10 protein-coding genes are annotated in these 15,166 nt (G+C 52.6%); 9 read left to right on the top strand and 1 reads right to left on the bottom strand.

The window, feature by feature from the left end; all coding sequences use genetic code 11:
• Positions 1-186: 186 nt before the first annotated feature.
• The 5 genes from AC3IUA_RS10085 to AC3IUA_RS10065 are packed head-to-tail and all read left to right on the top strand — an operon-like array spanning position 187 to position 8,391.
• Positions 187-3,636, top strand: a complete 3,450-nt coding sequence (locus AC3IUA_RS10085) for an HAD family hydrolase (RefSeq protein WP_489360500.1) — start codon at positions 187-189, stop codon at positions 3,634-3,636.
• 13 nt (positions 3,637-3,649) lie between these two features.
• The gene (locus AC3IUA_RS10080; protein ID WP_489360498.1) at positions 3,650-5,695 is read left to right on the top strand and encodes a hypothetical protein; all 2,046 of its coding nucleotides are present in this window, start codon (positions 3,650-3,652) and stop codon (positions 5,693-5,695) included.
• Between the two features lie 15 nt (positions 5,696-5,710).
• The gene (locus AC3IUA_RS10075; RefSeq protein WP_489360496.1) at positions 5,711-6,427 is read left to right on the top strand and encodes a glycosyltransferase family 2 protein; all 717 of its coding nucleotides are present in this window, start codon (positions 5,711-5,713) and stop codon (positions 6,425-6,427) included.
• 30 nt (positions 6,428-6,457) lie between these two features.
• On the top strand, positions 6,458-6,829 hold the full coding sequence (locus tag AC3IUA_RS10070) for an HAD-IIIC family phosphatase (protein WP_489360495.1): 372 nt from the start codon (positions 6,458-6,460) through the stop codon (positions 6,827-6,829).
• On the top strand, positions 6,826-8,391 hold the full coding sequence (locus AC3IUA_RS10065) for a hypothetical protein (protein WP_489360493.1): 1,566 nt from the start codon (positions 6,826-6,828) through the stop codon (positions 8,389-8,391). The genes AC3IUA_RS10070 and AC3IUA_RS10065 overlap by 4 nt, the downstream gene beginning before the upstream one ends.
• Positions 8,392-8,539: 148 nt before the next feature.
• Here AC3IUA_RS10065 and AC3IUA_RS10060 read toward each other — a convergent pair whose 3' ends face one another.
• Positions 8,540-9,475: a KpsF/GutQ family sugar-phosphate isomerase gene (locus AC3IUA_RS10060; protein WP_489360491.1), complete on the bottom strand. Its 936-nt coding sequence runs from the start codon at positions 9,473-9,475 to the stop codon at positions 8,540-8,542.
• Positions 9,476-9,745: 270 nt separating this feature from the next.
• On the opposite strand from AC3IUA_RS10060, the gene AC3IUA_RS10055 reads away from it, so the two are divergent.
• From AC3IUA_RS10055 to AC3IUA_RS10040, 4 genes are all read left to right on the top strand, one after another.
• Positions 9,746-10,801 (top strand): phosphotransferase family protein, encoded by a 1,056-nt coding sequence (locus AC3IUA_RS10055; protein ID WP_489360489.1) that lies wholly within the window; start codon positions 9,746-9,748, stop codon positions 10,799-10,801.
• Between the two features lie 296 nt (positions 10,802-11,097).
• Positions 11,098-13,131: a capsule polysaccharide biogenesis protein gene (locus AC3IUA_RS10050; protein ID WP_489360487.1), complete on the top strand. Its 2,034-nt coding sequence runs from the start codon at positions 11,098-11,100 to the stop codon at positions 13,129-13,131.
• Between the two features lie 35 nt (positions 13,132-13,166).
• The gene (locus tag AC3IUA_RS10045; RefSeq protein WP_489362297.1) at positions 13,167-14,390 is read left to right on the top strand and encodes a capsule polysaccharide biogenesis protein; all 1,224 of its coding nucleotides are present in this window, start codon (positions 13,167-13,169) and stop codon (positions 14,388-14,390) included.
• Positions 14,387-15,163: an SDR family NAD(P)-dependent oxidoreductase gene (locus AC3IUA_RS10040; RefSeq protein WP_489360485.1), complete on the top strand. Its 777-nt coding sequence runs from the start codon at positions 14,387-14,389 to the stop codon at positions 15,161-15,163. The genes AC3IUA_RS10045 and AC3IUA_RS10040 overlap by 4 nt, the downstream gene beginning before the upstream one ends.
• Positions 15,164-15,166: the final 3 nt, after the last annotated feature.

Raw genomic sequence — 15,166 nt, 5'->3', positions numbered from 1 at the left:
CGCCATCAACAGTATTAAGGCGACAGCCAAACCAATATTTATCTCAAGTGGAGTGTTTGTTGGGACAGTGAATTTTGTACAGCTCTAACAAATTAAAAGACAGGGATGTCACATTCTGATCTTTCTATAAGCTGACTCAAGGATTGCCCCGGCAAGAAACACTCCAGTAGATTTCAAGGAATTAAAATGAACGTCCTTTTCTACCTGGAGCCCGCCATTGAGCTGGGAAATCCTGAGTTCCGCTACGCTACGCTACGCAGCTCCATCGTTCCACAGGTTACCGCTTTACGCAGTGCTGGCGTCAACGTCCATAGCATCGTAAGCCAGGTCATTGCCGAACGCGCCCTGCGCGATGGACACGTCGAAGCGCTCGGGTCGTTATCGACGATAGATCCACTAACCTGGACCGAGGGTGAAAACACCCTTGAGCGTTCGCTCAGACATCAAGCCAAAAACTATAAGGATGGCGAATACACACGCCTTGGCGATCTGCTGAAAGCAGGCATCCCGACTGGATTCGAACCAGACATCATTATTGTCTGGGAATCTCCTATGTCATTCCTTGGGGAGGTTTTCCCCAAGGCGCGCATCATCTATCAGATGCCTGGCTTTTTCTCCCGCACGCCCTTCGCATCACTGGTGGCGTTTGATACCGGCCTGCTTGGTGACAGCACCTCCCCCACCGATCGATCTGTTAGCGCTGCAGAAATAGAAGCTCTCGGTAACCTGAGAGAGCATGAAGCTCGGTTCCTAAGCTCAGTGAGCCCGACGCAGGTACAGATCAACGACCTGAAACTACGCTTTCGTAGCCTGGTCTTGTTGCCACTGCAGATCGACGGCTACTTCATGATCGACTCGGTACTCGGGCGTCGCAGCCAATTCGATGTGCTGGTAGACATCATGAATCGCATTCCGGCCAACCAGGCCCTGGTGGTGACCAATTACTGGTCCGGGCAAACCCGCAGTGCGGTGCTGACGCCAGACAACATCAACTACCTGCGTTCGCGTTTCCCCAATTTCGCCTACTTCGAGAACTTCGACAAAATACCGTCGGTGTCCCAACTGTTGGTACCGGAAATGGATGGGGTCATTACCATCTCCTCTTCCCTTGGCTATCAGGCCGCCTTCTGGCAGAAGCCTTTGCTCACGCTCGGCGCCAGTCACATAACACCGTTCGCAACAGCCAATGACTGGAACGAATTCTTCGAACAGGTCACTGCTGGCACCCCGATCGTGCGCGATGACCTGATCATTTCAACCATCAGCACACGCCACTTGCCCGCTCAGATGCTCGCAGAAAACGGCAAAGGATATGCAGGCTGGCTGCAAGAAGTAGCATCCCGTCCAGCGGGCGACTTTCCACGCTGGACCGATGAGGAACCACTTGCCGAAACACTCGGGGAGCTGCGCCGCGAACCTGAATATCTGAAGCAGCTGGGCTACTTCAATCAAGTACGCGAAGAATCTTCAATGGACCATTGTCGGGAACTCTCACAGCAGATTTTGCGGCATCCCATCATTTCGTTCGATGTATTTGATACGCTGTTGTATCGCCCGTTCAAATCACCTTCAGACATGTTTGAGTTCATGTCGGAGAAGGTTCGCCTGATTTGCAATCTGCCATCTCTAGATTTCCGCGTAGCTAGGCGCGCTGCAGAAAAAGCCGCTTTCGAAGCAGCTATTGCCCGTGGCGACGGCGAGTCCCACATTGATGAAATTTACGAAGCTTTCGCAGAACAAACCAGCGTAACCCCAGAACTTGCAGAGCGTGTCAAGCAATTCGAAATGCAGATGGAAATGGATATCCTTTATCCAAGGCTGTCCGGATTCAAGGCATTCAACGAAGCCCGAAGCCTGGGCAAGCGAATCATCATCATTTCTGATATGTATCTGCCCCGCGATTTCCTTGAAGCAATTCTCAAGAAAAATGGCTATGAAGGCTACGACCGTTTTTATGTATCGTCTGAAGCCCGTGTCAAGAAACACAACGGCAGATTGTTCGATCACGTCCTTGCAGACCTCAAGGTAGATCCGAAGACAATCCTGCACGTTGGTGACAACGTTGCGGCTGATGTGGTTCGCGCGAAGGAGCGCGGAATCAAACCTTTCCACTTGGTAAAGGCATCCGAAGTGTTTGCTGAGTGCGACAGCTTTAAGGGGCCTTGGCTACGCGATGAAGAGCGCCATAGTCTCGATTGGAAAATGATCCTCGCGGTTGCAGGCAACCGATTCCATGACAATCCGTACCTACCTCACCGACGTGGAACCTTGTTCTGCGGCGATCCATGGCGTCTGGGGTACTACGGTCAAGGCCCTATGCTTCTTGGTTACAGTAAATGGCTGATGGAAAAAGCCATTCGCGACGGAGTGAAGCGTCTCTACTTCCTTTCTCGTGATGGCTTAATCATGAAGGAGGCATACGACCGCATTGCTCCGAACTACCCTGATGCCCCAAGCAGCCACTACCTGCTCTGCTCGCGCAGAGCTGTGAACCTAGCCAAGGTGCGCGACGAACATGGCGTGATGGACCTGCTGGAAGTGGACTATGCACGGACTACAATCCAACATTTGCTCTTCTCTCGATTTGGTATCTACCCGGCAAATGTTCCAGTCGAAATCCTCGCCAGGCACAACCTAACGCTCGAAACGATAGTCACCAATAAACATAGGGAGATGCTTAAGCCACTTTTCCTTGAACTTCTACCATTGATCGTCAGCGCAGCAAGCAAGGAGCGCGCTAATTACCTCGAATACCTGCAAGGCACCGGTCTGCTTGATGATGGGGAAGTTGCTCTAGTGGACATCGGCTATGCCGGAACCATGCAAGAATCCCTGTACCTTTTGACTGATCGCCAGAAGCTGTTCGGCGGGTACTATCTGATGACCTTCCGCCAAGCCCTAAAACGCGTAGATGCCTATGGCATGCCGATCAAAGGTTACCTGGGTGAGTTCGTGGATCGTCACGACACCCACCACCCGTTCTGTCGCAACGTTCCCCTCTATGAAACTCTTTTCAGTAGTGTGGACACGTCATTTGTACGCATGGATCGTGACTGGAATGGTCACCTGACACCGATATTCATGGACCGCCTCCCAGGTGAAGCAAAACGCGAGGACGTGGTTCACCGTATACACAAAGGCGCCCTGAGCTTTATTGAAGATGCAGCACGCATTTTTGGCAGCCACTTGAAAAGCCTGGATATCGAACCTGTCAAATCGTTACGCGTACTGGAAAAATTCTTCAGCGAACCTCACCCAGTTGATGCGCGCATGTTCACTGGTCTGGTATTTGAGGACGCCTATGGCGGTGCGGGTCTGAAGACGATCCTGCCTACCGAAAATAATCTCAAGGCTAATTGCGTTTGGAAGGTCGGCGCAGAGGTACTGGAAGGAACTACGCAAGAACATCAAACTCCTGCAAACTCCGCAGCAGACCTAGTGACCGCATCATCTGCCCATCGCGAAGAAAAAAAGAATTATATAGAGCATAGATTTATTCGCTGGATAGTTAAAAAGACCTCGAACGATAGAAAGTTCAAAAAATTTGAACTTACCCCTGATAGTTTTTTTGCAGACTCAAAATCTGCACATGTGAGATTGCTTGGCAGCATCTACACGTTCCGCGCGAATAATTAATCGAGAATATTTCGTGATCCACTTTAAAAAAAACGATCCAATTGTCGACTTCATCAACAACTATTATTTTGAAATTTTAGGTTCAGATCCATCAACAGAAAAACTTGAAACATTACTAAAAACACATGAAAACAACCCACTAAAACTGGTTGCTATTGGCTGTTGCTATATCCAAAAATTCCCAATGAAAGCACGCGGATATCTAAGCGCATACGACAGCCTTTACAAACTAGGATTTGATGGCGATTCAATAGCTATCTTAAATTTATGCTTGACTCAAATTGGACATCATCCTCTTGCAGTCGCTCGCCTCGTAACTCGCCATATTACAACACGCGATTACAGCAGCGCACTAAAACTAATCTCATCATGCTCTGAAGACACACTAAAAAACCTTAGAGAAAATAGCGGCTTTACAAGATCCGTTATTGATCTTGCAAAAATAACAAAAAATACTTTTGCTTATGATATTCTCGGTTTGCAATCTCCAGAAATTGAAGCATTAAAAGCCGAAACAAGCCACAAAACATTACAACTACGCGAAAACAAAATCAAAGCCAGCGAGTTGTATTTAAATTATGTCGCCGAAAAGAAATTTTCGATCGCGGAGGAGTTCAGCTGGCTCGCTTATGGTGCAGGAGAGAGATCAGAAGCCTTTTTTGATGCCGTTTGCAAACCATTAGAAACTGAGTTAGACACTTCTGCCAGAGTGATGTTTTTCAGAATAGAAGCTTCAAGAACCTTTAACAAAAATCCAAAGTTTATTGCTTATGGCGCAAGAACTTTCCTGTACACCGGTGAAGTTAGCTCCGCCCATGAGATAACGAGCAGAGCAATCGAAAACTCTGTAGTAAATACTGAAATTCTGCACCTCAATGCAAGAGCGTCTGTTGTTTTAGGTGACTCAGCGACAACCTTAGTACCCGCATTCAGCTCGGGCAACCCTGATCGTAACTTTTATAACTATTCCTTACATCGAAAATTCTGCAAATCTGTTCTCTCCGGCAACACCGACGACGAACTGCATTACCGAAAACTGGCTCAGACGAGTGGTTTAGAACCCCACTCACCACTTTCAATTGTCCGCCAAAAAACGCCAATTCAAAAAAACGCCGTGTTGAAAGTGGCGATTTGTATATCTGGCCAGCTTCGCGGCATAGAAAAAAGCTCAAAAAGCATAATTAATGATTTAGTAAGCCAGACCCAAGGCCATCTATTTGTCGACACATGGAAAACTCAAAGGTCTAACTTCCCAACCTTCACAAGGGTACAACGCCTAATAGGAAATGAACTTTGGGAGTTGTTGCCTGCAGAAGTAAAAATGCCCGACGGCTTCAGGAAATACCTTCCACTTACCACAAAAAAACTTACTAGCCCCATCACTAAAATAGTAACCCCTGAATATGTTCACGAGTATCTTCCTCAATCCATTATCAGAATTGAAGATGAAAATATTTTTGAAAGCACAGTAACCAAAAATGCACCAAAGCTTACTCTTAGAGGCAATCTCAACCAAGCAAAAATGTTCTACAAGATAAAAAAATGCCAAGAACTAATCGATACATATTCATCTGACAACGAAATCGAGTTTGATGTTGTAATTCGAACGAGACCTGATCTTGAAATTAGCTTTCCTAACATTAAAGAATACATTGAGGCCGCCTATAAAAATCCAAATGTTATATACGTCAGCTATATCACCGCCCTAGGATATGGCGACCAGTTTGCAATAGGATCGAAGAAAGCCATGGATGTATATGCTTCCGTATGGGAAAAAATCTGGAAACAAAAGCAATTTAAATATTCAGAATCTTTCGACCCACAAGTATCCTCTTTCGCAGGAGAGTCACTGACAGCAAATCATCTATTTTTTAGTGGCATTGATGTAAAACTAATAAAACCAGAAAAAGCTTACTTTACGACAATGTTCTCCATAAATGCCGCCGACATCAAGGACGATCTTGCAGGCGATCTCCACACGAGCGAACTAAAGCCTCTACTTGAAGCATTCCAAAATAGATATCTTGAAATGCGCAATACAAAAACAGTATTTGTTTAACTGGAAGCTCTAAAAATGATTTTAATTACCATGGCTGGCCTAAGCAGTCGTTTTTTCAAAGCAGGATACTTACTCCCCAAATACCAACTCGAACTGGACGGAGCTTCTGTATTCGCTCACTCAATTCTCTCGTTCAAAAACTACTTTAACTGTGAAACTTTTGTCTTTGTCGTTCGCAGTGTCTACGACACACCTACGTTTGTAGAAAACGAAGCAAAAAAACTGGGCATCAAAGACTTCAAAATCATTACCCTTGATGATGAAACTCGCGGGCAAGCCGAGACTGCATATTTGGCCACGAAGGAGTTTCCTGGCGACTTCCCCATTTACATATTCAACATCGATACGTTCCGTCACAATTACGAAAAACCTGCCTTCATTGATGAGTGCGATGGCTATCTTGAAGTCTTTCGTGCCGAGGGTGAGCATTGGTCTTTCGTTCTACCCAATGGCCCGGAAGAAGTAGTGAGAACCACTGAAAAAGATCGAATTTCAGACTTATGCAGTGACGGCCTTTATTACTTCAAACAAAAAACCGTATTCGAGTCCCTGTTCCTAGACGCTCTCGAGAATGAAAAAACCGTACGCGGCGAATACTATGTTGCACCACTCTACAATGAATTAATCGCACGTGGCGCAACAGTAAAGTATGACGTAATAGAACTAGATCAGATTGACTTCTGCGGCACGCCGGAAGAATATCAATTACTGCTGGACCGCCAGTCAAACTGACCGAGCAAAGCTAACATTAGGGAGCGCAAGTTGAAAAGAATTATCATGGATCTTGACGAGACCATTTGCTCAACGCAGGCGGGAAACTATGCCGAATCGACGCCTAACCTAGAGATCATACAGAAGCTTCGCGACTACAAGTCGCTTGGTTTTGAAATAGTGATCAGCACCAGCCGCAACATGCGTACTTATTCCGGAAATATTGGAAAAATTACCGCGAATACGCTGCCTATCATCATGGATTGGTTAAATCGCCATGAAGTACCCTATGACGAAATCTACGTTGGTAAACCTTGGTGCGGCCACGAAGGTTTCTATGTGGACGATCGATCAATTCGTCCAGATGAATTTGCCAAGCTTAGTTACGAAGAAATCAAAACACTGACGGGTATCAAGGGATGATTGTTATCAATTCGGCAGCCTATGTCGTGCCTGAGTTCCGGGCTGAATTTGGGCGCATACCTCCCTGCCTGTTGCCGATAGGCAATCGTAAGCTGGTGGAGTATCAGGTGCCGATGCTACGCAAGGTTTACGATGAGCGAATCATCGTTTCCCTGCCGGCAGGCTACGAATTGACCATCGATGAGCAACGGCTTTTCTCTGATCTGAATATAGAGGCCGTATTTGTCCCAGTGGACTTCACTCTGGCAGAGGCCCTGCTTTACGTACTTAACACTGTCGGTGAGCCCGGCGAACCGCTACGATTATTACATGGCGATACGCTCCTCGAAGGTATCCCCAAAGGCGTAGACCTGATAGGCATAGCAGCAACAGAAGATGATTACAGCTGGGAAACGGAAGCTGTAGCCCCAGGCCTTGAAGTTGTCTGGTGCGGATACTTTGCATTCGCCTCCACCCAGGCGTTTGTCCGTTCTCTTGCACTCGCTCAAGGTAACTTCGTCAAAGCCGTTCGGTTGTATTCATCACAGAACGTCGTCTCTATGGTTCAGGTCAGTGGTTGGCATGACCTTGGTCACGTCAATACGTACTTCGTTTCCCGCTCCAGGATCACTACACAGCGGGTGTTCAACTCACTGCGCATCGACGACGGCGTGGTTTGGAAGTCAGGCACCCCGCAACAGAAAATCATTGCCGAAGGTGAATGGTTTAAGAACCTGCCGGTTACACTACGCCGCTATACCCCCCAGCTGATCGATAGCGGCGTCGACAAGGAGACCGGTGGAGCCTATTACATGCTGGAATATCTCCCTTGCAGTCCGCTTAATGAAGTCTTCGTGCATGGCAGGAATCCAGATTTTTTCTGGAAGCGCGTGTTCAATTTAATGGGTTGTTTCCTTAATGATGCCCGCAAATGCCTAGAGCTGGAGCCAAATAGTCCAATTCATACAGACATTCATAACGATGCCGTAGAGTTGTATGAAAACAAAACCCATGTTCGTCTAGAAGATCATGCGGCCTGCAGCGGTATTGACTTGGATATATCAACTGCATACGCCGACATTGAGCTCCCCAGCATCAGACAAATCGCCGAGGACTGCATTGCTCGTACGCTCGCGCTGCCAATCATTCCTACTGTTCTGCATGGTGATTTCTGCTTCAGCAACATCCTGTTTGATTCTCGCGGTGGTGCGATCAAAGTCATTGACCCTCGGGGGCTGAATCAAAAGCATGAAATGACTCTCTTGGGCGATCAAAAGTATGACCTCGCCAAGGCTTGTCATTCGGTTATCGGACTCTACGACTTCATCATCGCCGGACGCTACCAGATTGAGCGGCCAGCCCATGAAGGAGCCAGCATCCGCTTCAGCGCCGATGCACGCCTGCTCAGCATCCAAAGCATTTTCATGGAGAGTCAGTTGCTCCCCGGAGTAACCGTCCAGAGCATCATGCCGCTGACTGTGCTGCTGTTTCTGTCAATGTTGCCGTTGCACGCCGACCGACCGGAGCGACAAGAAGCAATGCTCATCAATGCTCTTCGACTTTATGCTGAGTATGTGATTTGAATACTCGATCTTGTGTATGGGCTGCAAGCTATAGGTAGGCTTCGGCGGAATTGAATAAACCCGGTTGAAACAGCCCTTCCATTGGTGGTTCAACCGGGTTTATTTACTGCTGGCGCTTAAACACCTGTACATGATTTAGACTAAAAACCTAATCAAATATCTCCACAACCCCCACCACCTCATCACTGTCATCCGCAGTGACCGGCAACGCCCGAATCTTGCGTTCCAGCATATAAGCTTCAGCTTCAGACAACTGAGCAGAGGCTTTGACGGTGTGTGGGTTCGGCGTCAGAAAGCTCGAAACGCTTTCATTGACGACACCAGGGTTGCTTAGCAGTGCGCGGCGCAAGTCGCCATCCGTGACGATGCCAACCAGTTTGTCCTGCTCCATCACCAGGGCCAGGCCGAGGCGGCTGGAGGTCATGACCAGCAGGCAGTCATGGAACGAGGTGGCGAGGGACACTTTGGGCAGGCCGACGTGCATGACATCGCTGACGCGGGTCAGCAGTTTGCGACCGAGGCTGCCACCTGGGTGGTAGCGGGCGAAGTCCATCGGTTTGAAGTCCAGCGCGGTAATCAGTGCCACAGCGAGTGCGTCGCCCATGGCCATGGTGGCGAGGGTCGAGGTGGTCGGTGCCAGGTTGTTCGGGCAGACCTCGCGCTCGACCGAGATGTCCAGCCAGACGTCGGCATGTTTGGCCAAGGTCGATTTGCCGTTACCGGTCATGGCGATGATCTTGTTGCCGAAGGATTTCAGGCTCGGGATCAGCTTGATGACTTCTTCAGTTTCGCCGCTGTAGGAGATCAGGATCAGCACGTCGATAGGCTTGATCATGCCGAGGTCGCCATGGAAGGCTTCGGCGGGATGCAGGAACAGGCTCGGGGTGCCGGTGGAGGCGAAGGTCGCGACCATTTTCTGGCCGATCAGCCCGGATTTGCCCATGCCGCAGACCGCTGCACGGCCCTTGCAAGCCAGGATGAGTTCTACTGCACGCTGGAACTCGCCATCGAGGCGTTCTGCGAGCTGGCTGATGGCTTGCGCCTGGGCACAGAGTGCTTCTTTAGCGATTGGAAGGTGATTCATGGGGAAGCGATCGTTCCTTGATTTAATTGGCGCGTATGTTAACGATTCAAGGAGCCGGATGGAAACTTCATAACCGATAATTCCCAGCAATATGTAGGAGATTTTTCCAACCCTTCACCTTTTATCGCTCATCATCATGGCAATGGAGCGATGGAATCCGTACCATCACGGCCTCATCTGATCGACTGTTACCGATATAGGGCGAGGATCGCTCCGCCCTTCACTTGCGTGTCAGGCCAGAAATCGAGTTGTTGTTTACAGTTGGATAGCATGAGTACCGAATCAAATACAGACGCATTGACCAGCGATAGAAATGCTTTCTGGTTGAGCCAGGCCACCCTGGAAAAACGCTTGGGTTTTCTCTTGCCCGAGTACCGTGCGGACAGGTTCAGCATCACCACCACTGACCTCTCGTCCAACGCCTCTTTTGTCAATTACGTTCGTCGTCACCGCCTGACCGATCTCGACACCGGCGCCACGCGGGACGTGGTCGAGAAGTCGATTCGCAAAATGCTGTTTATTACCAGTCTGGAATCGCGCTTCTATAGAGAGCGGGACGTGCTGGCCGACAGTGTTCACTTCAAGCACCCGGCTTGCCTGGGGACAATCGAGACCCCTTGGGAAAGCCTGATTTTTACCCAGTTGGTGGAGGGAACCCCACCCTCGATGGCGGCTATTGCCACGAAGGTGGCACGGGGCATAGCCGAAATCGAAAACCTCTCCAACCGGCACCTGCAGCCGACTTCGTGGCGGCAAGCCTGGAAGTTCTGGGAAATGGATTTTTTCCGGCCCTGGTATCTGCTGCGGTCGCGCTTCAATTTCGAGCGTTATGTGGGTTCCCTGGAAGAACTGGCTCGCGATGATGCGACGTTTACCGGTCTGGCCGAGCGTTTGCGGGCATTGAGGCCAGCGCTACGCCAGGCGGCCGATGGAGCCAAAAGCAGTCAGCGCTGTTTTTGCCATATGGATTATCTGCGCAAGAATTTTTTCCTCTCACCCGAGGGTTTGCAGATGATTGACTGGAGCGAAGTCAAGGTCGGGCGAATCGGTTTCGATGGCGGCGCCTACCTGAGCGCGGTGTTTCGGCGGGCTGACATGCCGCGTTTTTCCAAGGTTCGTGAGGAGTTTTTAAACATCTATCTCGCGGAACTGGATGTTCGCTTTGACCGGCAAGCAGCGCTGCGCAACCTCGATTATTTTTTCCTGCAGAATTCGTTATGGCATTGCCTGCGACCCAAGACCATTGCCGAGTACCAGAAAAAAGGCAAACTTCCACTACTTCGCGAGAAGTACGACTATCTCTTGGCACTTCCCCTCTGCAACTGATCATAAAAGTCAGTCACAACACCTGTCGACAGCTGCACGAACGCAGCTGTCGGCAGCTCGTGACGCCTTAGTCTCTATTTCCAAACTACGGACCCTTGCTCGATCAAGTGTCACATACTGCTGCCTACCCTATACAAATGTAAAAATCTGTAGGACTTTCCCGTTTTTATCGTTAAAAACTTCCGGTTTTGTATTATCATCCGGCCTCAAATTAGGCTGACCCTTTCTTGGGACGCGACGGATTTTTCCGCGTCTCGCAGCAGAGTGCGTTCGTTACGGATACCCGTTGTTTTTTTATGGATAATGATTTTCCGATTCGCCCCTGCTTGCTGATCCTGTCCAAAGGCGCTCAGCAGATTTCGACCCTGCCCGCACTGTTGCCAGACTATCGATTGGTCTCTGGCTCGGTGCGTGACGTCGCTCAAGCCGACGTTCTGCTGGCGTGGGGGCGCAAACCCAGTGCGTTGATCGCCCAGCGCGAAGCCGGTAAAGCCGGTCTTCCTGTGTTGACGGTGGAAGACGGTTTTTTACGCTCGGTAGGTCTTGGGGCGGACGAACCGCCGCTGTCGTTGATCGTCGATGACCTGGGCATTTATCACGAAGCCGACACTCCGTCGCGCCTGGAAAGGCTCATCGCCGAGCCGCTGAGCCAGGCACAGACACTCCGAGCCCAAACTCTGCAAGCCAGCTGGTGCCGCGAGCGGGTCTCGAAATACAACAACGCTCGAATCGAACCCTGCCCACTGCCGCAGCCTTGCGTGCTGGTCGCCGATCAGACCCAAGGCGATGCCTCGCTCCAGGGCGCTGGCGCGGCGGACTTCGAGCGCATGCTCCAGGCGGCGCTGGATGAACATCCGCAGAGTACGGTGGTGGTCAAGGTCCACCCGGATGTCGTTGCCGGACGCAAGCAGGGACATTTCGATCTGGCGGCGCTGAGCCGACGGCCGCGGGTGCAGATCATCAGCCGCAATGTGCATCCGGCCGAGTTGCTGAGCGAAGTCCAGGCGGTCTATGTGATGACCTCGCAACTGGGTTTCGATGCGCTGCTGTGGGCGGTGCCCGTGCACACCTTCGGCATGCCGTTTTATGCCGGCTGGGGTCTGACCCGCGATGCCCTGCCCGCCCCTGCGCGGCGCCAACCGGTGAGCCTGGAGCAATTGCTGCACGCGGCGCTGGTTGAATACCCGCGTTATGTCGACCCGGAGTCCGGTCAGCCTTGTACACCTGAAGTGGTACTGGCCTGGCTGGGTCTGCAGCGGCGGATGCGCAGTCGCTTGCCGGAAAACCTGCAGATGTTTGGCTTCACCAAATGGAAGCACCCGCTGGTGGTTGATTTCTTCAACGGCTCGTCGACTCAGTTCATCGACAGTCTCACCCGTGTGAACAAAACCGCAGCGGTCGTTACCTGGGGTTGCCAGCATGACGCGGCACTGCTCAAGCAGGTCGACAGCAACCACATCGGCCGGGTCGAAGACGGCTTTCTGCGTTCAGTCGGATTGGGCGCGAGGAAAACCCGACCGCTGTCGTGGGTCGTTGATGACCTGGGCATCTACTACGACGCAACCCGGCCCTCGCGTCTGGAACACATCTTGCAAAATGATCCGTGGGACAGCGGCTTGTTGAGCCGCGCCGGCGCATTGCGCGAGGCGATTTGCGCGGCCGGGGTGACCAAATACAACCTGGCGGGTTCGCAGTGGAAACGGCCTGCCGGGGTGCAGCGGGTGATTCTGGTGCCCGGCCAGGTGGAATCCGATGCTTCGATCCAATACGGCGCACACCGCATCCGCCGCAACCTCGATTTGTTGCGGGCGGTGCGTCAGCGCCATCCGCAGGCCTGGCTGCTGTACAAGCCGCATCCGGAGGTGCTGGCCGGCACCCGCGCGCAGGGGCAGGACGAAGCCCTGACCGGCAACTGGTGCAATCAGGTCGTGGGTGATGTGCCGTTTCACGAACTGCTGCTTGAGGTGGATGAGGTGCATGTACTGACCTCCCAGTCCGGCTTCGAAGCCTTGCTGCGCGGGGTGCCGGTCACGACTTACGGCCAGCCCTTTTATGCCGGCTGGGGCCTGACCACCGATGAAGATTTGCACCCCGAGGTCCAGGCTCGCCGCACCCGGCGCTTGAGCCTCGATGAACTGGTGGCCGGGACCTTGATTCGCTACCCGGTGTATGTCAGTCGAATTACTCAAAAATTTACCACCCCTGAACGCACGTTATTAGAGCTGAAAAACTGGGATGAAGTACCTACGCAAGGAAGGAGTTCAGCATGGCGAGAGATGATTCGGCGTTTGCTCCACATCGCTTTGAGAAAACCGCTCAAGAATTCGTGACCCCTGCTGTTGGTACCAGACGAGTGCTGTCGGCCATGCCGCGCAACTCGTTCCTGTTCCTGCAAGGCGTCAGCTCGCCGTTTTTTGCCCGCTTGGCGCAAGCCCTGCGCGCGGAAGGACAGTGGGTCCGCTCGGTCAATTTCAACATGGGCGATACCCTGTATGGCTCAGGCTCGCGGGTATTTTACTCGGCCAAACCCGAGCAGCTCGCCGACTTCTATAGCCAGTGCTTCAAAGCCCACAGCATTACCGACCTGGTGCTGTTCGGCGATTGCCGGCCGGTGCATCAGCCGGCGGTGCTGTTGGCGAAAAGCCTCGGCATCCGCGTGCATGTGTTCGAAGAGGGTTATTTCCGGCCTTACTGGATCACGCTTGAGCGTGGCGGGGTGAATAATCACTCGTTGCTGCCGCGTGATCCGGAGTGGTATCGGGAAGTCGGCAAGCACATTCCGCGCTACCACAACGGTGAAGCGTTCCGCCTGTCGTTCGCCTCGCGGGCCTTTCACGATGTGATGTATCACATGGGCGGCGCGCTGAACAAAATCTGCTTCCCGCACTACCGCACCCACGCGCCGTATAACGCGGCGGTCGAATACGCCGGGTACATTCGCCAGGGTATCCGCCTGACTCGCGCCAGGAGTCGGGATGCCGCGGTGATCAGTCACGTGGCGAGCAATCGTCAGCCGACTTTCCTGCTGCCATTGCAGCTCGACAGCGATGCGCAGATCCGCGATCACTCGCAGTTCTCGAACATGAGCGAGGTGCTCGAGCATGTGCTGGGGTCTTTCGCGGTTAGCGCGCCCGGCGATGCCCGGTTGGTGGTGAAGAACCATCCGCTGACGCCCGGCATCATCGACTACCACCGCATCACCCGCGCGCTGGCGGCGAAGTACGCGATCGCCGATCGGGTCGACTTCCTCGAAAGCGGGCATATGCCGACCCTGTTGTCCCACGTTGCCGGCGTGGTCACGGTGAACAGCACCGTCGGCGGTTCATCGTTGATGCACAACGTGCCGACCCTGGCCCTGAGCAATCCGATCTATGCCCTCAAGGGTCTGACCCACCAGGGCAGTCTCGAGGATTTCTGGCGCACGCCCGAGCCACCGGACACCACCTTGTTCCAGCGTTTTCGCAGCACGGTCATCCACACTACCCAGGTCAATGGCGGCTTCTATACCCGCTGCGGGATCGACATGGCGGTGAACAATTCACTGGAAGTGCTGATGGCCAAAACCTCCAAGATCGAACGATACCTATGACGCTGCACAAGACTCCTCGCTGCATTCTCATCACCGGCGCCACGGGCGGAATCGGTGGTGCCCTGGCGCCGGCTTATGCGGCGCCCGGGGTGACCCTGATTCTCCAGGGCCGGCGCCTCGACCGCCTCGAAGAAATGGCCGAACAGTGCCGTGCCGCCGGCGCCAGGGTGATCCTGCAAGCCCTCGATGTGCGGGACCTGGACGCCTTGCGCGAGTGGATCAGCCGCATCAGTGACACCGAGCAGCCGGACCTGATCATTGTCGGTGCCGGGCTCAACACCTCTACCGGGGCGAACGCCGAAGGCGAAGTCTGGGAGCTGTCCGAGGCGCTGATCGAAGTCAACGTGCTCGCGGCGATGGCCACGGTGCAGTCGGCACTGCCGGCGATGCGTGCGCGCAAGCAGGGGCAGATTGCCCTGTTCAGTTCCCTCGCCGGCTGGCGCGGGCTGCCCGCGACGCCCAGCTACAGCGCGAGCAAGGCGGCGATGAAGGCTTACGGTGAAGCCATGCGCGACCTGCTGGCCCCGCACGGGGTGAAGGTCAATGTGATCATGCCGGGCTATGTCGAATCGAAAATGTGCTTCGAGATGCCTGGGCCAAAACCGCAGTTGTGGACCCCGGACAAAGCCGCCAGGCGTATTCGTCGCGGGCTCGCTGCGAACCAGCCGCGGATCAGTTTCCCCTTCCCGTTGAACCTCGGGTGCTGGGCGCTTGGGGTGATTCCGCCAAGGATGTCTTCGGTTATTTTGCGGTGGCTGGATTACGGTGCTTGATTT

It is taken from the genome of Pseudomonas sp. KH_050 (assembly GCF_057838875.1).
The sequence above is the reverse complement of the archived record's forward strand: the minus strand, read 5'-3'. Positions and strand labels throughout refer to the sequence as shown.